This is a genomic window from Flavobacterium sp. NRK F10, assembly GCF_024054235.1.
Lineage (GTDB): Bacteria > Bacteroidota > Bacteroidia > Flavobacteriales > Flavobacteriaceae > Flavobacterium > Flavobacterium sediminis.
In genome coordinates this window covers 2,592,595-2,613,312 of sequence record NZ_JAMXLC010000001.1, presented here as the reverse complement: position 1 = coordinate 2,613,312, position 20,718 = coordinate 2,592,595, and the positions used below count along the sequence as shown (strand labels likewise).

Annotated in this window: 21 protein-coding genes; 13 read left to right on the top strand and 8 right to left on the bottom strand. The window is 35.6% G+C overall.

All coding sequences use genetic code 11. The features are described from left to right. The first annotated feature begins 134 nt into the window (after nucleotides 1–134). The 5 genes from rlmD to NHF50_RS11815 all read left to right on the top strand — a co-directional run bounded on the left by rlmD (nucleotide 135) and on the right by NHF50_RS11815 (nucleotide 4,380). Nucleotides 135–1,550 carry a 23S rRNA (uracil(1939)-C(5))-methyltransferase RlmD gene (gene rlmD / locus NHF50_RS11835; protein WP_252776611.1) on the top strand — a complete coding sequence of 472 codons (1,416 nt, stop codon included), beginning with the start codon at nucleotides 135–137 and terminating at the stop codon, nucleotides 1,548–1,550. Nucleotides 1,551–1,575: 25 nt separating this feature from the next. Next, entirely contained in the window at nucleotides 1,576–2,064 is a 489-nt protein-coding gene (locus NHF50_RS11830; RefSeq protein WP_252776609.1) for a DUF6452 family protein, read from the top strand. Continuing rightward, entirely contained in the window at nucleotides 2,036–2,725 is a 690-nt protein-coding gene (locus NHF50_RS11825; protein WP_109569858.1) for a DUF6048 family protein, read from the top strand. The genes NHF50_RS11830 and NHF50_RS11825 overlap by 29 nt, the downstream gene beginning before the upstream one ends. A 15-nt stretch (nucleotides 2,726–2,740) precedes the next feature. After that, nucleotides 2,741–3,196, top strand: coding sequence for a GNAT family N-acetyltransferase (locus tag NHF50_RS11820; RefSeq protein WP_109569857.1), 456 nt, complete (start codon nucleotides 2,741–2,743; stop codon nucleotides 3,194–3,196). Between the two features lie 152 nt (nucleotides 3,197–3,348). Then, nucleotides 3,349–4,380: a glycosyltransferase family 9 protein gene (locus tag NHF50_RS11815; RefSeq protein ID WP_252776608.1), complete on the top strand. Its 1,032-nt coding sequence runs from the start codon at nucleotides 3,349–3,351 to the stop codon at nucleotides 4,378–4,380. 11 nt (nucleotides 4,381–4,391) lie between these two features. Here the strand turns inward: NHF50_RS11815 and NHF50_RS11810 are convergent, their stop codons facing one another. Both NHF50_RS11810 and NHF50_RS11805 read right to left on the bottom strand, forming a co-directional pair. Then, nucleotides 4,392–4,625, bottom strand: a complete 234-nt coding sequence (locus tag NHF50_RS11810) for a hypothetical protein (RefSeq protein WP_109569855.1) — start codon at nucleotides 4,623–4,625, stop codon at nucleotides 4,392–4,394. Between the two features lie 23 nt (nucleotides 4,626–4,648). Further along, nucleotides 4,649–5,800: a class I SAM-dependent RNA methyltransferase gene (locus tag NHF50_RS11805; RefSeq protein ID WP_252776606.1), complete on the bottom strand. Its 1,152-nt coding sequence runs from the start codon at nucleotides 5,798–5,800 to the stop codon at nucleotides 4,649–4,651. A 118-nt stretch (nucleotides 5,801–5,918) separates the two neighbouring features. On the opposite strand from NHF50_RS11805, the gene NHF50_RS11800 reads away from it, so the two are divergent. The 7 genes from NHF50_RS11800 (at nucleotide 5,919) to NHF50_RS11770 (ending at nucleotide 9,974) form a co-directional block, all read left to right on the top strand. Beyond that, nucleotides 5,919–6,662 (top strand): class I SAM-dependent methyltransferase, encoded by a 744-nt coding sequence (locus NHF50_RS11800; protein WP_109569854.1) that lies wholly within the window; start codon nucleotides 5,919–5,921, stop codon nucleotides 6,660–6,662. Between the two features lie 3 nt (nucleotides 6,663–6,665). Beyond that, nucleotides 6,666–7,376: a ZIP family metal transporter gene (locus tag NHF50_RS11795; RefSeq protein WP_109569853.1), complete on the top strand. Its 711-nt coding sequence runs from the start codon at nucleotides 6,666–6,668 to the stop codon at nucleotides 7,374–7,376. A 108-nt stretch (nucleotides 7,377–7,484) separates the two neighbouring features. Continuing rightward, nucleotides 7,485–8,303: an N-acetylmuramic acid 6-phosphate etherase gene (gene murQ / locus NHF50_RS11790; protein WP_252776604.1), complete on the top strand. Its 819-nt coding sequence runs from the start codon at nucleotides 7,485–7,487 to the stop codon at nucleotides 8,301–8,303. 21 nt (nucleotides 8,304–8,324) lie between these two features. Next, on the top strand, nucleotides 8,325–8,792 hold the full coding sequence (locus NHF50_RS11785) for a hypothetical protein (RefSeq protein WP_109569851.1): 468 nt from the start codon (nucleotides 8,325–8,327) through the stop codon (nucleotides 8,790–8,792). Beyond that, nucleotides 8,792–9,022, top strand: coding sequence for a DUF6095 family protein (locus tag NHF50_RS11780; RefSeq protein WP_109569850.1), 231 nt, complete (start codon nucleotides 8,792–8,794; stop codon nucleotides 9,020–9,022). Before NHF50_RS11785 ends, NHF50_RS11780 begins: the two co-directional genes overlap by 1 nt. After that, the gene (locus tag NHF50_RS11775) at nucleotides 9,006–9,584 is read left to right on the top strand and encodes a DUF1572 family protein (RefSeq protein ID WP_109569849.1); all 579 of its coding nucleotides are present in this window, start codon (nucleotides 9,006–9,008) and stop codon (nucleotides 9,582–9,584) included. Before NHF50_RS11780 ends, NHF50_RS11775 begins: the two co-directional genes overlap by 17 nt. A 21-nt stretch (nucleotides 9,585–9,605) precedes the next feature. Further along, on the top strand, nucleotides 9,606–9,974 hold the full coding sequence (locus NHF50_RS11770) for a DNA topoisomerase IV (protein WP_109569848.1): 369 nt from the start codon (nucleotides 9,606–9,608) through the stop codon (nucleotides 9,972–9,974). A gap of 105 nt (nucleotides 9,975–10,079) precedes the next feature. Here the strand turns inward: NHF50_RS11770 and NHF50_RS11765 are convergent, their stop codons facing one another. The 6 genes from NHF50_RS11765 to ychF form a co-directional block, all read right to left on the bottom strand. Beyond that, nucleotides 10,080–11,876: a cytochrome-c peroxidase gene (locus tag NHF50_RS11765; protein WP_252776603.1), complete on the bottom strand. Its 1,797-nt coding sequence runs from the start codon at nucleotides 11,874–11,876 to the stop codon at nucleotides 10,080–10,082. A gap of 2 nt (nucleotides 11,877–11,878) precedes the next feature. Then, nucleotides 11,879–13,330, bottom strand: coding sequence for an alkaline phosphatase PhoX (locus NHF50_RS11760; RefSeq protein WP_109569846.1), 1,452 nt, complete (start codon nucleotides 13,328–13,330; stop codon nucleotides 11,879–11,881). Between the two features lie 174 nt (nucleotides 13,331–13,504). After that, the gene (locus NHF50_RS11755; protein WP_109569845.1) at nucleotides 13,505–16,156 is read right to left on the bottom strand and encodes a DNA gyrase/topoisomerase IV subunit A; all 2,652 of its coding nucleotides are present in this window, start codon (nucleotides 16,154–16,156) and stop codon (nucleotides 13,505–13,507) included. A gap of 31 nt (nucleotides 16,157–16,187) precedes the next feature. Next, nucleotides 16,188–18,050, bottom strand: coding sequence for a DNA topoisomerase IV subunit B (locus tag NHF50_RS11750; RefSeq protein WP_109570674.1), 1,863 nt, complete (start codon nucleotides 18,048–18,050; stop codon nucleotides 16,188–16,190). A 133-nt stretch (nucleotides 18,051–18,183) separates the two neighbouring features. Continuing rightward, nucleotides 18,184–18,864 (bottom strand): TIGR02117 family protein, encoded by a 681-nt coding sequence (locus NHF50_RS11745; protein WP_252776602.1) that lies wholly within the window; start codon nucleotides 18,862–18,864, stop codon nucleotides 18,184–18,186. Nucleotides 18,865–18,948: 84 nt separating this feature from the next. Beyond that, nucleotides 18,949–20,043 (bottom strand): redox-regulated ATPase YchF, encoded by a 1,095-nt coding sequence (ychF, locus tag NHF50_RS11740; protein ID WP_109569843.1) that lies wholly within the window; start codon nucleotides 20,041–20,043, stop codon nucleotides 18,949–18,951. A gap of 194 nt (nucleotides 20,044–20,237) precedes the next feature. Here ychF and NHF50_RS11735 point away from each other — a divergent pair. Beyond that, nucleotides 20,238–20,718, top strand: a 481-nt coding sequence (locus NHF50_RS11735) for a hypothetical protein (RefSeq protein ID WP_252776600.1), incomplete at its 3' end; no start/stop codon positions are given.

Here is a 20,718-nt window from a genome sequence, read left to right as displayed (position 1 = left end):
TTCGGAGAGAAATCATCCTTGTTGTTAGCAAAAATACAAAAAATAAGATTGCTTTTTATAGATAAGTGAAGGCATGTATACATTTTTTATTCTAAAAAATATTAATATCAAAAGCAATACTTTATTTTTGCGTTATGAGAAAGAGACGTAGCGAAAAAATTGTTTTCGAAAATATAGAAATTTTAGATGCAGGCGCAAAAGGAGTTTGCGTGGCTAAAGCTCCGGATGGTAAGGTAATTTTTGTACCGAATGTTGTTCCGGGTGACATCGTAGACATTCAAACGACTAAAAAGCGTAAAGCGTATTACGAAGGAAAAGCAACTCAATATCATGAACAATCTTCTTACAGAGTAGAACCTGTTTGCCAGCATTTTGGCTATTGCGGCGGTTGCAAATGGCAAAATATGTCCTATGATCGTCAGCTTTTCTACAAAAATCAGGAAGTAGAAAACAACCTGAAACGTATCGGTAAGATCGAACTGCCGGATTTCGAACCTATTCTTGGTTCTGAAAAACAATTCTTCTATCGCAATAAAATGGAATTCGGATTCTCTAACGCCCGCTGGATGACTGATGAGGAAATCAAAAGCGGCGTGGAATTTGAATCTAAAAATGCTCTAGGATTTCACATCCCTAAAATGTGGGACAAGATTTTGGATATTGAAAAATGTCACTTGCAGCAAGATCCGTCAAACGCGATCAGAAATGAGATCAAACAATTTGCTACGCAACATGGCTTAGCCTTTTTTGACGCGCGCAATCAGGAAGGTCTTTTGCGTACTTTAATGATCCGAACAGCTTCGACCGGTGAGATTATGGTTTTGGTTCAGTTTTACAAAGAAGACCAAAATGATAGAGAATTACTTTTAGATTTTATTGCTGAACGTTTCCCGGAAATCACCTCTTTATTGTATGTAATCAACGGCAAAGCAAATGATACATTGTATGATCAGGATATAAAACTATATAAAGGGCGTGATTATATCTTAGAAGAAATGGAAGGCTTGCATTTTAGCATTAATGCAAAATCATTCTACCAGACCAATTCTGAACAGGCTTACGAATTATATAAAATTACCCGGGAATTTGCCGGATTAAGCGGAGAAGAGCTCGTTTATGACCTATATACCGGAACCGGAACTATTGCACAATTCATTTCCAAAAAAGCTAAAAAAGTGATTGGTGTAGAAGCTGTACCTGAAGCTATTGATGATGCAAAAGCTAATGCCGAACGCAATAATATTACCAATTGTGAGTTCTTTGTAGGAGACATGAAAAACGTATTCAATGATGAATTTATAGCTACTCACGGGCAACCGGATGTCATAATCACTGACCCGCCGAGAGACGGTATGCATAAAGATGTTGTTGAACAAATTTTGAAAATTGCCCCGAAACGTGTTGTTTACGTAAGCTGCAACAGTGCTACACAAGCCAGAGATCTGGCTTTGATGGACGAAAAGTATAAAGTGATCCGTGTGCGACCGGTAGATATGTTTCCACAAACGCACCATGTGGAAAATGTTGTACTTTTGGAGAAAAGACATTAAAAAAACAGGTTTTAATATACCGTAGATGAAGAAATATAGTATTATAAGTTTAATGATCCTTTTTGCTGTTTCATTCTGGAATTGTGAAAAAGACGACCTTTGTGCTGACGGAACAGTTACTACCCCTCAATTAGTTATTGAGTTCTATGATGCCACTAACACAACCGAAATAAAAGAAGTTACAGGTATTGCTTACTTCGAAACCTCCGTGAACGATACCCTCTCGGAATCTTCCGTAACACAGATCTTGCTTCCGTTAAAAACCAATGCCGATCAGGTCACTTTTAAACTCATTTTAAACGGTAATGATGAAGATACTTCAGATGATATTGAAGATATTCTTACGATAGATTATACCAGAGAGGATATTTACATATCAAGAGCCTGTGGTTATAAAACTAATTTTAACCTCACCGGAGTTACTCTTAATTCTACTAATTGGATTAGCAACTATACCATTGAACAATCCAGCATAACTAACGAAGATGAAGTACACCTTAAATTATATTTTTAGTTTTATCGCACTTATTTTGGTCACACAGATCAATGCACAGGACTCCATTAAAACGTATCCTCAACGTTACGGATTGCGTATAGGAGTTGATTTACATCGTTTATCAAAATCTTTCTATGATTCAAATTATAAAGGTTTAGAATTAGTTGGAGATTATCGCCTGACCAATAAATTCTACATTGCAGGTGAAATCGGTAACGAAGAAAAAACCGTTGATGACGACCGTTTTAACTTTACAACAAACGGTTCATACTTTAAGATCGGTTTTGATTATAATGCTTACGAGAACTGGCTGGATATGGAAAATATGATCTATACCGGAATGCGGGTAGGTATCAGCACTTTTTCACATACTCTGGACAGCTATAAAATATATGATCCTCTTAATTATTACGGAGAGAACATTGTTACTCCGGGACAAAAATTTGATGGGTTAAGTGCCAGTTGGATCGAAGTTATCGGCGGTATTAAGGCTGAACTATTTAATAACGTGTTCTTAGGCTTTTCTGTCCGCTTAAATTATTTGGTTTCCAATAAAAAACCGGATAATTTTGATAACCTTTTTATTCCGGGCTATAACAGAACCTATGAAGGTAAATTCGGAGCAGGATTTAATTACACATTAAGTTATTTCATCCCTATTTACAAGAAGAAAAAATAATTTTCATATTCTCAAATGATAGAGATCAAAAGTTTTCAGCCGGAATATAGAGAAGCTTTCAAACAATTAAATCTTCATTGGATCGAAAAATATTTCAAAGTCGAAGACCCCGATATTAAAGCACTCACCCATCCCGAAGAATATATTCTAGAAAAAGGAGGTGAGATCTTTACCGCTCTGTACAAAAAAGAGCCGGTGGGAGTTGTCGCTATTATAAAAGTCGATGACACTACCTACGAATTAGCTAAAATGGCTGTAGCAGAGAACCATCAGGGAAAAAGCATTTCTAATTATTTAATTCAGGCTTGTATTGCTTATGCTAAAGATCATAAGGCACGTAAAATCATTCTGTATACGAACTCTTCTTTAAAACCGGCCATTCATCTTTACAAAAAATTCGGTTTTACGGAACACCCCATTGAAAACAATCAATACGACAGAGCAGATATTTATATGACGCTGGATTTATAACTTTTATCCGAATACGTCACTTAGACTCCTTAAAAAATATCTTTACTGTAAAAATTACAGAGTATTATTACCAAAAAGTTAACAATCTACATTTATCCGTAATTAATCATTAAAAAATATTAAATTTGAGGCTATCCCAAAAACTTTATCTAATGAGTAACCTGGCAAAAATTAATATTTTCAGAAGAAAAATAACGAAAGGATTAACCCGGAATATCGGTAAAAATCGATTTATCGTTAAAGGTGTTACCCCTAAAAAAATCCTGATTGTCAGACCTAATCACCGTCTTGGAAATACATTACTTATTACGCCTCTTATTTTGGAAATATCAAAGCAGTTCCCGGACAGTAAGATAGACTTATTCGTTAAAGGTACGGTAGCCAATGTTCTTTTTGAAAATTACACTCAAGTAGATCAAATTCTATGTCTCCCTAAAAAACATTTTAAAGAACTTTTTTTATATTTCAAAACCTGGTTCAGACTAAGGCTAAAAAAATATGACTTGGTGATCAATACAACAAAAGGTTCGTCATCCGGAAGACTGGCGACTAAACTTTCCAGAGCTCCTTACAAATTTTACGGAGAAATCGAAGACAATCCATACAACAAACTATCGGATTATGAACATTTTGCTAAATTTCCGGTCTACAATTTCTGGGCGTATTTAGAACTTTCCGGAAGAGCAATTCCGGAAAAGAACATTCCTGTTTTATCGTTAAAACTTTCTGCTGAAGAGTTGCAAAACGGACAAGAGAAACTACATAAAATCATTCCCGACAAAAACAAACCTACTATTGCCATTTTTACTTTTGCTACAGGAGACAAATGCTATTCCGAACAGTGGTGGGAAAAACTATACCAAGCTATGTTGGCAGAATTCAAAGATTACAACCTGATTGAAATTCTTCCTGTTGAAAACATTTCTCAGATCCGGCATAAAGCACCTACTTATTACAGTAAAGACATCCGTGAAATTACAGCCGTAATGGCTAATACAAGTATCTTTATCGGTGCTGATAGCGGTATGATGCATTTATCCGTTTCTAGTGGTACCACGACAATCGGTTTATTCCATGTAACTGACCCGACCCGTTATGGCCCTTACGGCAATAAAAATTGCAGTTTAAACACAACCGGTTTATCTACTGAAGAAATTATAAAAGAGATCAAAGATCGATTATAGATCATAGATTATTACTTCACTTCTTTAATTCCTTTGACAAACAACCATTTCATAAATATCTTATCTCCTTCAGCTGTTTTGAGAAACTGAAATTTAGGAGACAAGAAAAGGGATACTGCAAATGCTATTATCTTTGGCCAAAAATCTTCCATTTTAAGAAGATTTGCTCCTATGAACCATGTTGGCACAAAAAAAGCGATAAAGCCTGCCAAATTATATAAGAATGCTTTTGTCTTTTTACTCATAATTCTATTTTTCTTCTGAGAGCTTAATTAAACTTTGCTTTCTTGCTCCCCTCGTACATTTCATATTTTACCAAACGAGCTTCTAATTTCCCGTTGAACAGCTTTATTTTTCGCGAAGGTCTTAAGCCTACAAATTTTAAAGCTTCGAGATTTGAAGTAATAAACCACGCATTAGTATTAGGATAACCTTGTTTCAACGTGTCTCCTATTTCTCTGTAAAAACGTTCCATGTCAATATCCAGACGTTCTCCGTAAGGCGGATTAAAGACCATGTGCAACGGTCCGTCAGTCTCTTTTTTCGTTTCAAAGAAATTAGCCTGACTTATCGTTACATAATCGTCAAGATTGGCATTTTTCAGATTGTCTTTTGCTTTATGAACAGCACTAGGCGCTTTATCATATCCCGTAATGGTATAGTGAAACTCTTTAGTCTTTTTCAATAATGATTCTAAAATAGTATCAAACAACTCACTGTCCCAGTCTTTCCATCTTTCAAAAGCAAATTCTTTTCGGTTGATATTAGCCGGTATGTTACATGCTATCATAGCAGCTTCTGCCAAAATAGTTCCGCTCCCGCACATCGGATCCATAAAATGAGAATTACCATCCCACCCCGAAAGCAATAACATTCCTGCTGCCAGAACCTCATTTATAGGGGCTATGTTTGTAGCTGTTTTATATCCTCTGTGATGCAAAGAAGCTCCTGAGGTGTCTATAGAAACCGTACACAGATCACGATCAATATGCACATGAATACGCAAATCCGGAAATTCTTTATCAATACTCGGACGTTTCCCTACCGATTCTCTAAACTGATCCACCACCGCATCTTTAGCTTTTAAAGCTACAAACTGGCTGTGATTGAATAATTCCGAATGTAACGTTGTCTCAATCATGAACGTTTGATTCTCATTCAAATAATCAGACCAATCAATACTTTTTACCCCTTCATACAAACTTTTTTCGTTGAAAGCTTTAAAAGTTTTCAATGGTTTCAGGATCTTTAAGGCAGTTCGCAAAGCCAAATTGGCTTTATACATAAACCCTTTATCTCCCAAAAAACTAACCATACGGGTTCCCTGTACTACTTTTTGGGCTCCTAATTGTTGCAATTCTTTCGCTAAAATCTCTTCAAAGCCAAAAAAAGTTTTGGCGATCATTTTAAAGTTTTCCATCTGTTCGACCGTAAATTCAATACCCTGCTTAAATTCAAATTCTAAATACCTGTATCTTATATCAGAGTTGTGCAAAAATACATTAAATTTGCAAGACTAATCGGCTAGAGAAAGAATAATGACTGAAAATACAAAATCAAACACTCAAAATTGGTTTGCATCTTGGTTTGATACGCCTTATTATCATATTTTATACAAAGACAGAGATTATAATGAAGCACAGCACTTCATGGACAATCTAACGCAATATCTGAATTTACCTGAAAATGCTAAAATATTAGATCTGGCCTGCGGAAAAGGCAGACATTCTATTTATTTAAACTCTTTAGGTTACGACGTTACCGGTATTGATCTTTCAGAAAACAGTATCAAAGAAGCATCAAAAGCTACTAATGAAACTTTGCATTTTAAAGTTCATGACATGCGTTTACAATCTGACGAAAAATACGATGCTATCTTTAATTTGTTTACCAGTTTCGGATATTTTGAAGATGACACTGACAATTTAAAAACCTTAAAAGCTATTCATAATAGTTTGAACGAAACAGGATTTGCCTGTATTGACTTTATGAATGTGGATTATGTGATTGAACATTTAGTACCGGAAGAAACCAAAGTAGTGGAAAACATTGAATTCCATATCAAAAGATATGTAAAAGACAATCATATTTTTAAAGAGATTGACTTTTTTGCAGACGGCTATCAGCACCATTTTGTAGAAAAAGTACAAGCTTTACGTTTAGAAGATTTTGAATCCATGATGGAAGAAGCCGGAATTTATCTATTAGATATTTTCGGCAACTACAAATTGCAAAAATTCTTTAGAAAGCAATCAGAACGTTTAATTATGATCTTTAAATAAAATATGCCTTACTCAATTTATATATTCCCCTTATTATCCGTTCTATTAGGATATGCCGTTGCCCTGTTTTTAAAGCCTAAAAATAAGCGCAATCTAAAACTTTTATTAGCTTTTAGTGGTTCCTTTTTATTATCCCTTACTGTAATGCACTTACTTCCGGAGGTCTATGAATCTGATTTACAACACATCGAAGGCCACCACCATCACCACCATAGTGCTGTGGGTATTTATATTATGATCGGGATTGTATTTCAAATCATTCTGGAATATTTGTCTAAAGGTGCCGAACACGGTCATGTACATACTCATGATCATCTTCACAAAATGCCTTGGTTATTATTTTTCAGTTTATGTATACATGCATTATTAGAAGGAATGCCTATCAGTAATGACAATCATTTGGCTTTCGGCATTGCAATACACCACTTCCCTATCGCTATAATTTTGACCTCCTTTTTTGTGAATGCCCATTTAAAAGCTAAAGCAATTTTCTTCTTTATGTTCGTATTCGCTTTTATGACTCCCATAGGAACTTATTTAGCCGAGAACCTTGAATTCCTAACCCATTATTACACTCAGATCGCAGGAATTGTAATTGGTATTCTATTTCATATCTCATCTACTATTATTTTTGAAAGTAGTGAAGGACATAAATTTAATCTTGCAAAATTGAGTGTCATCATTTTAGGAATTATTTTAGCCTATTTTATGTAAACAGGAAACAAGTATAACCGTTTTTATTGATCTTCAATCAAAAAACATTTCTATCATATCACTCAAATCAAATTTCTTTGTAAATTAGCTACCAAACCGAGCTGACTTATGAGTTTTACCAAAACTACCGAACAAACTTCAAAATACAACCATTTGGAAAAAATGTCGGTTGCTGATGTATTGACAAATATCAACAATGAGGATAAAACCGTACCGTTTGCTGTTGAAAAAGCCATTCCTCAGATAGAAAGCTTAGTGACAGCTATAACTGAACAGATGAGAAAAGGAGGGCGTTTATTTTACATCGGAGCCGGTACTTCCGGGCGTCTGGGAATTGTAGATGCTTCTGAATGTCCGCCTACATTTGGCGTTCCCTTTGATCAGGTTATCGGTTTAATTGCCGGAGGAGATACCGCTATAAGACGTGCTGTTGAATTTGCCGAAGACGATACCGAACAAGCCTGGGAGGACTTACGAGCCTGTAAAATAAATGAAAATGATGTTGTCATTGGAATTGCAGCTTCCGGAACTACTCCTTATGTGATCGGTGGACTGGAAAAATGCAATGCAAATCACATTACAACAGGATGTATCACTTGTAATCAAGGTAGTCCTTTAGCTCAAGTTGCTAAATTCCCTGTCGAAATAGTAGTAGGTCCTGAATTTGTTACGGGAAGCAGCCGTATGAAAGCCGGAACAGCTCAGAAACTAGTCCTGAACATGATCTCTACAACCGTTATGATACAACTAGGTCGTGTTAAGGGCAATAAAATGGTAGACATGCAACTGAGCAATACTAAATTAGTCGACAGAGGTATTAAAATGCTTATAGAGGAACTAAACATTACTTATGAAAAAGCACAGACGTTGTTAGAAAAACACGGTAACGTTCGCAATGCGATCAACCATTATCAATCTTTAAAATAATTTAATAAACCCTATATCAATATGAAAACTTTCTTATTTGCCCTTTGTTTCCTTTTTACAGGATTAGCTTTTGCTCAAGAAATCAAATACGAGGACAATAAATTTTTTGTCAATGACAGTTTGGTATATAAACATGAGATCAAAAAAATATTAGCTGCGAATGAAGACGCTTTAAAACTTTATAATAAAGCTAAAACAAGACAATCAATAGGAGGTATATTATTAGCTTCCGGTTTAGGATTGTGTGTTGCTGATGCTGTAATGGGATTAACTACGGACAACAGAAGTTACCCTAAAGCTCTGACTGTAGCAGGTGTGGTCGTTGCAGGTATATCTATTCCTATTTTATCAGGAAACAAAAAACGTATTGAAGAAAGTATCAATACTTATAATGCTGCTTTACCTGAAAAAGAAAAAACCTTAGGCTATAATTTTGATGTTAAATTAATTACCAATCAGAACGGAATTGGTTTCCATATTAATTTTTAATGGCTACAAATAAAAAAATACTATTAAAAGGTATTAGAGTCTTAGCACTGTCTTTACCCTTACTCTTCATCGGACCTGTGGTAATTAACAGTGCTTTTAAAAACAAAGAGAATCCTTTGTATCCTTACGTTTTAGGATTAGGAATTATTATTTGCGGATTTTCAATTTTTTTGATTTTCAAAGGCATTAATACCCTGATTAAAAGCTTATTTGATGGCGATAGATCCTAAGAATTATACCGAAAGTGTTTATAAGCAAATGTTGTATTACAAGGCACTTGCCGAAAAAGCCATGGAACAAATTTCTGAAGAACAATTATTTGTATCGTATAACGACAATAGTAATTCTATAGCATTAATTATAAAACATTTAGCCGGTAATATGCTTTCCCGTTGGACAGATTTTCTTACAAGCGACGGGGAGAAAGAATGGCGTAACCGGGATGCTGAGTTTGAAAATGATATTAATTCTAAAGAAGCAGTAATGGCTCTCTGGAATAAAGGCTGGAACGTTTTTTTAGACACCCTTAAAAGTTTAAAACCGGATGATCTGAGTAAAATTGTTTACATCCGCAATCAGGGACATACTGTTGTTGATGCAATAAACAGACAACTAGCTCATTACCCTTACCACGTGGGACAAATCGTGTTTTGTGCTAAATTGCTTAAAGAAACAGAGTGGAATAGCTTATCCATTCCGAAAAACAGATCAAAAGATTACAATGCTGAAAAATTTTCAGAAGAAAAAAGGATAAAGCATTTCACTGATGATGAATTAAAGAACTTAAAATAGCCTGAGAACCTTATCTTAAAAATGAAAAAACTTCTACTACTTATACCTTTTATTATGGCTTCTTGTTACAATCAGAAGCGCAATTGTACTGACTTTAAGACCGGTAAATTTGAATTTTCACAGGAAATTGACGGTAAGACCGAAACTTCCGTCTTTGTTCGTAACGATTCTTTGCAAATAGAAACGTTCAGAGGTAAAACAGATACCTCTGCTGTCAGATGGATCAATGATTGTGAATTTGTCCTGCAAAAATTACACCCTAAAAACAGAGCTGAGAAAAAAGCAATACACATGAAAATAGTGACCACTAATGAAAACGGTTATATTTTTGAGTATGCTTTTATAGGTGATACTAAAAAGCAACGGGGAACTGTAAATCGGCTAAATTAAGAAAAGCATAATCAATTAATATAAGCTTATATCTAATAAAAGAAAAACCCACAAGATCACTAAGTGTACCTTGCGGGTTTAAAAAAAATAACAACAACAAAACGTTTACTTTAACCCGTCGGTTAAAGTATGTAAAAACATTACTAAATTTTCTTTTTCCTGAGAAGTTAACTGCAAATTATCAAAAGGCAAAGTCTGGTATTCCAGATCAAAACCTAACCCTTGTCCGCCTCCTTTATTATAAAAATCAATTACTTCTTCTAAATTCGTATAAACACCATTGTGCATATAAGGTGCTGTTTGAGCGCTGTTGCGTACCGTAGGTGTTTTAAAAAAATATTTTCGCTGTTCAGTTTTAAACAAGTTGTATCTTCCTTTATCATCATCTAAAACCGGATGTATCGTATCTTTTGTTTTAGGCACTCCTAGTAATTCCAGTTCTGATTCTTTATAAGCCATAGGAACAGTTCCGTTAAACAACGGTGCAAAATGGCAGGTTGCACATTTTCCTTTTCCCATAAAAACATTAAAACCGTTTATTTCTTGCGGAGTAAGAACAACTTCTTCTGATTGCATACTTTGATCAAATTTTGAACTAAAAGGACTCAATGAAGCGATATAAGATGCTATTGCTTCACGGATCAGAACATTTGACACCTCTTCGCTAAATACCTGTTGAAATTTTTCCTGATACGTTTTATGCTCCTTTACCTTTGTTTCTACCGTATTTAAATTCGTATGAAACTCATTCGGATTCTCCACTACATCTATAATTTGTCCTTGTAAACTTCCGGTGCGCTTGTCGTGAAAGAAGCCTTTTTGTAAAGCCGCATAAAAAAGTGTCGGAGAATTTCTGTTTGTCCCCGGTGATTTTGCTAAACCATCCGTTAAAAAGAGTTCTTGTTTATGGCAACTTGCACAACTTAACTGACCATTACCGGAAAGTGTCGGATCTTCAAAGAGCATTTTTCCTAAGGTGACTTCTTCTTGTTTTAACTTAAAATCAGGCTTATCCATAAAATAGCCGACATTAAACGTTGTGTTTGTAAACAAATTATCTGCATCATACGCTATTGCCTGCTGAAACGGGAAAGTCACTTTCCAGTCCTGAACCGTTTTTTGCCACAACTTTAACTTTACATGTACGTCATCCTTATAATACTGATAGAAATTAAAAGTATCAAATTGAGACGTTGCTAATTTTTTTTGTGTCCCCTCAATTTGGCTTTGCCAATTTTGTACCAATTCTTTTTGATTAAATTCGGAGGTATAAACTGTAATGATCTTTAAAACTCCGTCGTATACCCAACTTACTTCCTGTAAAGTTTGAGTACTTTCAGGCACATCAAATGCTGTAACACCTAAAAGAGAAGCCCGTAAAAATCCATCCCGAATCATCCATAATACCTGATGCGGCTTGACAAATTGCAGGGAATGATTTTTTCGCAAAAATTTTACCCTTTGACTGGTTTTATAAATTAGTTCTTTCAAAGCTTTTTCATCGGGGTTATCACCATATAATGATTCCTCTATTACCTGAAAGCCAACCGGGTTTTTAATTTTTATATCTGTCGCATCTTCTTCGTCAATCTTTAGCAAATTGGCCTGATTGAGATAATTGTAATTCTCAAAATCCAGAAAAGCTAAAATCGGTTCAATTGTTTTAAAAGCTTTTCTTGCTTTCCAGAAATGTTCTTTTTTTTCAGCTATATCTTGTGTCAATACTATTGAATCTAACTCTTCAAAAGTATTTTCTAGCTGCTGCTTGTAAAATTGTTCCAACACAACCTTTTCCTCTTGCGGTTCAAACTCCTTTCGATCTGTACAACTCACAAAAGATGGGAAAAGGCTATATAAACATATAGCCTTTAAGGAAAAGGAAATAATTAACCTTTTTTTCATTTTTATCTTTCTAATCCTTTGATTATATGCAAAATACTACCCTCACTTGAAGTTGAGTTAGGATTTGCATTCACATCTGTAAAGGCAGGATCTGTCCAACCGTGGTTTTGTGTAATGATCAAGAATGTCCCTTCAATTCCTACAGTATCAGAAATGTCGATCATCCCTGTTAACTCCCAAACACTTGAAGCAGAACCATAACCTGCAGCTTCAGCAGTATTCTGATCACATTCTAAAACAACTTTTAAAGCTCCTGTTTGAATATTATATTGGTACAATTGTGCAAAGTGAGTTTTATCTGCTGTATCAAAATAACCGTTCGGATCTTCCTGGATGTACACATAATTATCCGTTACACATAAATTATCAGGACTGTGGAATTGTTTTGCAGCACCTGTAGCATTATCTCCGTCTAACACACAAGTAATCGTACCTGCCAACGGACTGTTAGCATCCAATACTACTTTATAGATACGCCCGTAAGAAGTTCCTTTACCCACTAAGCCACTACTTTTACGACCGGTAACGGCAAAGTAAAACTCTCTGTTATTTGCACCTGAACCTTTTCTGTAATCAATGTCTTCTACTCTTGAGAATCCCATGATTCCTAAAGCTGCTGATTCATTCTCTAATTCGTTATAAGTTCTCTCTGTATATTCTACGAATTCTACGTCATACGACTGACCTTCCTGCATATCCATTTCGTAAGTAACACCTGCTGTAGTCACTTTTAATCCATATAAGTTTCCTCCAGCCAAATCACCTCGGTTCCCTACATACATTGCTAACTGTCCTTTCGGTGTGTTATTATCTGCCTTATCGTCTCCGATAATCACTACTGTTTTATCCGTAAAAGCATCTTTTCCCAGTGGTACTGCATTTTCAGTATCCCATTGACCTAAAGCCGGTAAAACAGTACCTAATTCAGCATCTTCAGCATTTCTGAACGGATCCGTTGCAAAAACGTTTTTAGAAGAACCACCCCATTCTCCACCTGATAGATATAATGGTCCGAAACCATGTTCTTCCGGAGTAATTAAAGTTCCTGAACACATTGCTGTATTAGCTGTAGCTGCTGCATTCAATATGTATTCTCCTTTTACAGGTTTAAAAGTTTTGTCTAATGAAATTCTTGAAATAGAATAATCAGCTTCAATATTGTTGATTAAGGTAAAAGTCCCGTCATCATTCTTAAGCAAACCCGCTCCGTCAGCCATTGAACCATAAACGAAGTTAGGTGAATCTACTAATTGATCTTCTGAACTTAATAAAGAGTAGATCTGAAGGTTTTCAAATCCTGTTTTTTTGGTTAAGAACACCGGTGTTTCTGAATGACTGGCTAAAACCGGTTGTAAGTTAGGTTCTGTTGTAGCAGATGAATCATCATCGTTGTTACATGATGCCATAATCCCCGCTAATGCTAAGATCGACAATAATTTTGTGTTGGTTTTCATAAGGCTTTTGTAGTTTGATTAATTGTCGCAAAACTAAATCTCAGAGATTAAATCAACATTTCCTTATTCTTACAAAATAGAAACTAAAACATTACGAAAAGGTTATCGTAAACACAATTTGTAAACTTATCTTTAACAAAAAAAAACCCGAAGTAATTCGGGTTTTTCTTTTTGTTATTCATCTAAACTCAAGGTTATTTGTCCATCGTCTTCTAAATCCGTTTTTATTTCCTCAGAAATATTCTCTTCATTTTTCACCTCTAACTCTTCCGGTTTAGGTTCCTCCGGTTCTTCAAAAGGTAACGGATCTAATAAATTAATCTGCCTTACTTTGTCTGTTGTTAACTGATTTCCTAAGGCTTTTATTCCTTTTACAGCAATAAACTGTTCCAAATCTACAGTAATAGGTTCCTTTTGTATACCTTTTACTTTTGAAAAAATTATTTCAGCCATCGGACGCCAATCTGTCGAAACAATCTCTAACTGGGACTTTTCGTGTTCAGTAATAAAGGTTTCTTCTTTGTTTTCATTTTCTACCAGAAAACGTTTTACGTAGTAACGCTCTTTTTCCCCGTCATAATAAATAGCTGAAACAGGTTTATGAGGTTTCCATTTTTCCAACACGATCATATTCTCGTCAAAATGTGTAGTCAATTCAGGAATAATTGTTTTTACTTTACCTGATTGTGTAATGACCAGTAAGCGATCATTCGGCTTAAATTCGCCTAATAATTCTCCTCTTCCGTCTACATTTAAACGTTGTACAGTATCGTCAAACCAGATTTTACGCGGACGAAGTGTTGAGATTCCTCTTTCTTTTAATTCAATTCGCTTAATCGGATATTTTGCAACCGTATTTCCTTTAGAACTTCTTCCTTTAATAAGGATATCTGCAAAATCAATATCCCATTTCAGTTTTTTCACACTTCCTACCTGACGTAACAAAATGGTTACCACCTCTGCCTCACCGTTAGGATTAGCGGAAAAATATAAGGTTTGACTTCCTGCTTTCCCCTGTGTTAAGTCGTATTCCCTATCACGCGTAACACCGGACACATTAAAGCGCTTTATGAAAGAACTACCACTTTTGCCATCGCGATAGATCATATTGTAGATGGTTCTCTTATCGTTCTTATCAAAAACAGCTATGTGTATAATATCTTTTCCTATGAACTTTTTATCATCTACTTTGGTTACCATCATTTTACCGTCGCGTAAAAAGACAATAACATCATCTATATCGGAACAATCGAAAACGTATTCATCTTTTTTCAAGCTGGTTCCTATAAAACCTTCTTCCCGGTTTACGTATAATTTTGTATTGCGCAACACTACTTTTGTTGCTTCAATAGTATCAAAACTTCTCAGTTCAGTTTGTCGCTCTCTGCCCTTTCCGTATTTCTCTTTTAACTTGGCAAAGTAAGCAATGGCAAAATCGATCAGATGTTCCAGATCGTGTTTTACCTGTTCTATTTCCGCTTCCAATTTTGCAATAGCATCATCGGCTTTATCCGAATCAAATCGCGTGATACGAATCATCGGGATCTGTGTTAATTTCTGTAAATCATCATCTACAATCTCCCGGATCAATTGCTTTTTGAACGGCTCAAAACGTTTGTACAAATAGTTATACAATGATTCTTTGTCACTATATAATTTGAAATCGATATACATTTCTTCACGAATGAATATTTTTTCCAAATTTGCAAAATGCCATTTGTTCTCTAATTCATCCAATTGAATTTCCAACTCTCGTTTTAAAATTTCGACTGTACGGTTCGTTGAAATTTTCAACATATCGGAAACACCAATGAACAAAGGCTTATTACAACTCTCGATCACACAACCTAAAGGTGCTATCGAGGATTCACAATCCGTAAAAGCATATAAAGCATCGATCGTTTTATCGGGAGAAACACCTGCCGGAAGATGTACTAAAATTTCAACTTCAGCAGCTGTATTGTCTTCAATTTTTTTGATCTTAATTTTCCCTTTATCATTCGCTTTCAGTATACTATCTATCAATTTTGTCGTATCTGTTGCAAAAGGGATCTGGGTAATTACCAATGTTGATTTGTCAAACTGTGAAATCTTGGCACGTACCCGAACACGTCCGCCTCGCATTCCCTCATTATAATTCGATATATCGGCAATACCAGCTGTCGGAAAATCGGGATATAATGTAAAAGGTTTTCCTTTTAATATTTTGATCGAAGCGTCAATCAGTTCATTAAAATTATGCGGTAATACTTTTGTTGACAAACCTACCGCAATACCTTCACCTCCTTGTGCCAACAATAACGGGAACTTAACCGGAAGATGTATCGGTTCGTTCTTACGTCCGTCATAGCTCAACTGCCATTCCGTTACTTTAGGAGAAAACAAAACGTCTAACGCAAATTTGCTTAAACGTGCTTCAATATAACGCGGTGCTGCCGCTCCGTCGCCGGTTAGGATATTCCCCCAGTTTCCCTGACAGTCGATCAATAAATCTTTTTGACCGATATTTACCATAGCATCACCAATACTGGCATCACCGTGCGGGTGATATTGCATGGTATGCCCGATGATGTTTGCTACTTTGTTATAACGTCCGTCATCCAATTCTTTCATGGAGTGCATAATACGACGCTGAACGGGTTTAAATCCGTCTTCAATAGCCGGAACAGCACGTTCTAAAATCACATAAGAAGCATAATCTAAAAACCAGTCTTTGTACATTCCGGTTACTTTGGTAATCGAATCGGAATTTTCGACTTGTTCCTGATTTTCAGGTTCAAAATTCGGATTATCATCCGGGTTTATATGTTGGTTCTCTTCGCTCATATTTCAGTTGTCAGTTACTCGTTAACTGTCATTATTTCATCAATTCTTCTGCTGTATCTAATTCTACCTTCAAGTTGTGAATGATAAACTCTTGTCGGTCCGGTGTATTTTTCCCCATGTAAAATTCTAAAAGTTTTTCAATCGACATGGCTTTGTCCAGCATTACCGGATCTAATCGGATATCCTGACCGATAAAGTGTTTGAACTCATCGGGTGAAATTTCCCCCAAACCTTTAAATCGGGTGATTTCCGGTTTCGGTTTTAATTTTTCAATAGCTGTTATCCGTTCTTCATCGCTGTAACAATAGATCGTTTCTTTTTTGTTACGCACACGGAACAATGGGGTTTGTAAAATATACAAATGCCCTTCTTTAATCAATTCCGGGAAAAACTGTAAAAAGAACGTAATCAACAACAAACGGATGTGCATTCCGTCCACATCGGCATCGGTTGCAATTACAATGTTGTTGTACCGTAAATTTTCATAATCTTCCTCAATATCTAAAGCGGCTTGTAGCAGGTTAAACTCTTCATTCTCATACACGATCTTTTTACTCATTCCGTACGAGTTCAAGGGTTTTCCTCGTAAAGAGAAAACCGCCTGTGTATTTACATCGCGACTTTTTGTAATAGATCCCGAAGCCGAATCTCCCTCAGTAATGAACAACGTACTTTCTAAATATCTGGGGTTTTTAACATCTGTTAAATGCACACGACAATCGCGCAACTTTTTATTGTGTAAGCTTGCCTTTTTAGCCCGTTCACGTGCCAGTTTACGGATTCCGGAAAGCTCTTTGCGTTCGCGTTCTGCCTGAAGGATCTTTTTCAATAAAGCATCAGCTACTTCCGGATTTTTATGCAGGAAATTATCCAGCTTGTTCTTAATAAAATCATTGACAAACGTACGAACGGTAGGTCCTTTAGGTCCCATTTCGGTAGAACCTAATTTAGTTTTGGTTTGCGATTCAAAAACCGGTTCTTCAACTTTAACGGCAATTGCCGCTACAATTGATTTACGGATATCTGATGCTTCAAAATTCTTATTATAGAATTCTTTTAAAGTTCGTACTACTCCTTCTCTAAAGGCTCCTAAATGTGTACCTCCCTGCGTTGTATTTTGTCCGTTAACGAATGAATAGTATTCTTCAGAATACTGTGTTCTGCTGTGTGTCAAGGCAATTTCGATATCATCACCTTCCAGATGTATTACCGGATATACAGTATCTTCTTCAACAATATTGTCTTGTAATAGATCTTTTAACCCGAATTCCGAATAGAATTTCTCACCATTGTAGTATAGTGTTAATCCACGGTTCAGATAGGTATAATTGCGAAGCATCTTTTCAACGTACTCATTGCGATACTTATAATTCTTAAAGATCGTATCATCAGCAATAAAAGATACTTTGGTACCCCGACGTTTAGTCGTTTCCGTTATGTCCTCTTCCGTTGTTAGATTTCCTGCAGAGAACTCTGCTACTTTTTGCTGGTTATCACGTACGGATTCTACACGAAAATAGGTTGAAAGTGCATTTACCGCTTTGGTACCAACCCCATTCAGACCTATCGATTTTTTGAAGGCTTTGGAATCGTATTTTCCTCCGGTATTCATTTTAGAAACCACATCAACCACTTTTCCTAACGGAATACCACGACCGTAATCACGGACAGTTACCAGTTTTTCTTTTATGGTCACTTCAATGGTTTTACCGGCACCCATAGCAAATTCATCGATACAATTATCGATAACTTCTTTTACTAAGATATAAATACCGTCATCGGGTGTGGAACCGTCACCTAATTTTCCAATGTACATTCCGGGACGCATACGGATATGCTCTTTCCAGTCGAGCGACCGTATATTGTCTTCGGTGTATTGATTTTGCTCTTGCATAGACAGACTTCGGATTTTGTGCAATATACCATTTCTGCCTAAAAAATAAAAGTCACTACTGTAGAAGTTATTGACAATTTGAAGTTTAAATCCCTCTCTTTTAACACGGTCAAATTCTCCTAAAAGTGCACTTTTAGTTATAATGATGAAAAATACCGAAATCAAAAATGGTCCACAATGCCGCTTTTTGATCCGCTGCTTTTAAAGCCTGATTTACCCAGGTATTACAAGTATAAAACAAACTATACCTCCCTTTTGCCTTGTAAAAAACATCATGAATACCATAAACAGCATTGGTCCGGATCTTAGAATATGTATCTTTCTCAGCCTGAAATGAATTTTGTATAAAACGAACCAGTTTTGAGTAATTACCTGCTGAAAGCCATAATTTTACACAATCTTTACCTTCCTTTATCCCTTCATAAAAAGTAACATGCATTGCTGTAGTATTGAAGCCCGAAGCAGCTTTAAGAGCCGTACTCGTTTTTAGATCAGCCCAAGTAGGTGTGTCTAAATAAAAGCCTTTATCACCCCAACCAAATGCTACATACTCATACTGTCTGTTTTTAGCTCTCACATCTTCAAATTTTACTTTTTGAGACCAATCGAAAATTTCATTTTTAACGGGAACTACAATATCCGTATGAACACCGTTTGACAAAATGTAAACCGGCACTTTATTGCCTGACATTTTCAACACTATTTCATCGTTTACCGGAATATAGGAGACTGCTACTACAGATATTAAGTATAGTACTAAAAACAGTAACAGAAAAGTTGTAAGCCTTATCGCTTTTTTAAAAATTTTAATCATCTTAGGTATTTCAAAACTTTATATAAACAAAAAAACCACAAAAATATTTTGTGGTTTTCTATATTTCTTTGCTATGCAAAAGTATTATACATTAAATCTAAAATGCATTACATCACCATCTTTTACGATATACTCCTTACCTTCTACTCGAAGTTTTCCGGCTTCTTTTACTTTAGCTTCCGATCCATAGTTTGAAAAATCTTCAAAAGCGATTACTTCAGCTCTGATAAATCCTTTTTCAAAATCGGTATGGATTACTCCGGCAGCTTTCGGCGCTGTATCCCCGACTTTAATAGTCCAGGCACGAACTTCTTTAACACCTGCAGTAAAATAGGTTTGAAGATTTAACAACTTATAAGCTGCACGAATTAAAACTGCCGAACCAGGCTCTGTTAAGCCTAAGTCTTGCAAGAACATTTGACGTTCTTCATAGCTTTCTAATTCATTAATATCAGCTTCGGCTCCAACAGAAAGTACAATTACTTCTGCATTTTCATCTTTTACTAATTCACGAACTTGTTCTACATATTTATTTCCGCTAACCGCAGATGCTTCGTCTACATTACAAACATACAAAACAGGTTTTGCTGTAATTAATTGGAAATTTTCGAATAGCGCTTCTTCATCAGCTCCTTCCGGAACTACGGTACGAGCCGATTTAGACTGTAATAAGGTTTCTTTAATCCTGTTTAACAATGCCTGTTCTACAAGAGCCTCTTTATTTCCTACTTTAGCCGCTTTATTCGCTTTCTCTAAACGTTTTTCAACCGTTTCTAAATCCTTTAATTGCAACTCAATATCGATAGTTTCCTTATCTCTAATAGGATTTACATTTCCATCAACATGAACAATATTATCGTTATCAAAACAACGTAACACGTGAATAATAGCATTACACTCGCGGATATTTCCCAAAAACTGATTCCCTAAACCTTCGCCTTTACTAGCTCCTTTTACTAAGCCGGCAATATCCACAATATCTACTGTAGCCATCTGAACACGTTCCGGTTTAACGAGTTCTTCCAAACGGGCAATACGCGGATCCGGCACATTTACTACCCCGATATTAGGTTCAATTGTACAAAACGGAAAGTTTGCACTCTGCGCCTTAGCATTTGACAAACAGTTAAATAAAGTTGATTTTCCTACATTCGGTAAGCCTACAATTCCTGCTTTCATAATTCTATTTTTGCCGTTAACTATTTGGGTTAACTATTTGTTTTTTTTAAGTGTGCAAATATAAATATTTGAACCAATATTTCTTGCTTTTTAATCTGAAATGTAAATTATATAATACTTCCTGTGAATTTCATAACGCATTTCTACAAGGTGCTAATTAACTTTGACTTATAAAAATTTAAAAAGAAATGATTATGAAAAAGACAATGATGCTATCCGTATTATTTTTGAGCGGTTTTACGCTATTTGCTCAAAACACGAATGTTTTAAAAGAAACTGAGACTACAATCACTACAATCAAAGATTCCAAAGGTGAACGAAAGATTGAAAAGGTTACAGAGATAAAAGAAACTCAGCCTGTAGAATTAGAGATATCGGAACAAAAAGGAAAAAACATTCCCATGAAAGAGAGTGTTCCTGTAAATGTAGCCACAACCACTAAAGTAGCTGTTGACGGTCAAACAGAATATGTAGATGTAGATCACTCTTCTTATTATATGTATAACGGTGAAAAGTATGAAATTAAAAATGATGAAAAAGGCTATATTTTTTATCGCAACGGAAAAGAAACGAACAGTATTTTACGTAAAGCTTCGGGAGGTTACTACCTGTATATCTATAAAAATGATGTATCAATAGCTCGATTTGACAAAAACGGAGATTTAGTCATAGAAT

Coding starts and splice junctions, on each gene's coding strand:
- NHF50_RS11745 (WP_252776602.1), bottom strand. CDS start 18,864: ATGATTAAAATTTTTAAAAAAGCGATAAGGCTTACAACTTTTCTGTTA.
- NHF50_RS11805 (WP_252776606.1), bottom strand. CDS start 5,800: ATGGAAAACTTTAAAATGATCGCCAAAACTTTTTTTGGCTTTGAAGAG.
- NHF50_RS11780 (WP_109569850.1), top strand. CDS start 8,792: ATGGCTACAAATAAAAAAATACTATTAAAAGGTATTAGAGTCTTAGCA.
- NHF50_RS11825 (WP_109569858.1), top strand. CDS start 2,036: ATGAAGTACACCTTAAATTATATTTTTAGTTTTATCGCACTTATTTTG.
- NHF50_RS11760 (WP_109569846.1), bottom strand. CDS start 13,330: ATGAAAACCAACACAAAATTATTGTCGATCTTAGCATTAGCGGGGATT.
- ychF (WP_109569843.1), bottom strand. CDS start 20,043: ATGAAAGCAGGAATTGTAGGCTTACCGAATGTAGGAAAATCAACTTTA.
- rlmD (WP_252776611.1), top strand. CDS start 135: ATGAGAAAGAGACGTAGCGAAAAAATTGTTTTCGAAAATATAGAAATT.
- NHF50_RS11795 (WP_109569853.1), top strand. CDS start 6,666: ATGCCTTACTCAATTTATATATTCCCCTTATTATCCGTTCTATTAGGA.
- NHF50_RS11750 (WP_109570674.1), bottom strand. CDS start 18,050: ATGCAAGAGCAAAATCAATACACCGAAGACAATATACGGTCGCTCGAC.
- NHF50_RS11830 (WP_252776609.1), top strand. CDS start 1,576: ATGAAGAAATATAGTATTATAAGTTTAATGATCCTTTTTGCTGTTTCA.
- NHF50_RS11775 (WP_109569849.1), top strand. CDS start 9,006: ATGGCGATAGATCCTAAGAATTATACCGAAAGTGTTTATAAGCAAATG.
- NHF50_RS11815 (WP_252776608.1), top strand. CDS start 3,349: ATGAGTAACCTGGCAAAAATTAATATTTTCAGAAGAAAAATAACGAAA.
- NHF50_RS11800 (WP_109569854.1), top strand. CDS start 5,919: ATGACTGAAAATACAAAATCAAACACTCAAAATTGGTTTGCATCTTGG.
- NHF50_RS11755 (WP_109569845.1), bottom strand. CDS start 16,156: ATGAGCGAAGAGAACCAACATATAAACCCGGATGATAATCCGAATTTT.
- NHF50_RS11785 (WP_109569851.1), top strand. CDS start 8,325: ATGAAAACTTTCTTATTTGCCCTTTGTTTCCTTTTTACAGGATTAGCT.
- NHF50_RS11770 (WP_109569848.1), top strand. CDS start 9,606: ATGAAAAAACTTCTACTACTTATACCTTTTATTATGGCTTCTTGTTAC.
- NHF50_RS11765 (WP_252776603.1), bottom strand. CDS start 11,876: ATGAAAAAAAGGTTAATTATTTCCTTTTCCTTAAAGGCTATATGTTTA.
- NHF50_RS11810 (WP_109569855.1), bottom strand. CDS start 4,625: ATGAGTAAAAAGACAAAAGCATTCTTATATAATTTGGCAGGCTTTATC.
- NHF50_RS11820 (WP_109569857.1), top strand. CDS start 2,741: ATGATAGAGATCAAAAGTTTTCAGCCGGAATATAGAGAAGCTTTCAAA.
- murQ (WP_252776604.1), top strand. CDS start 7,485: ATGAGTTTTACCAAAACTACCGAACAAACTTCAAAATACAACCATTTG.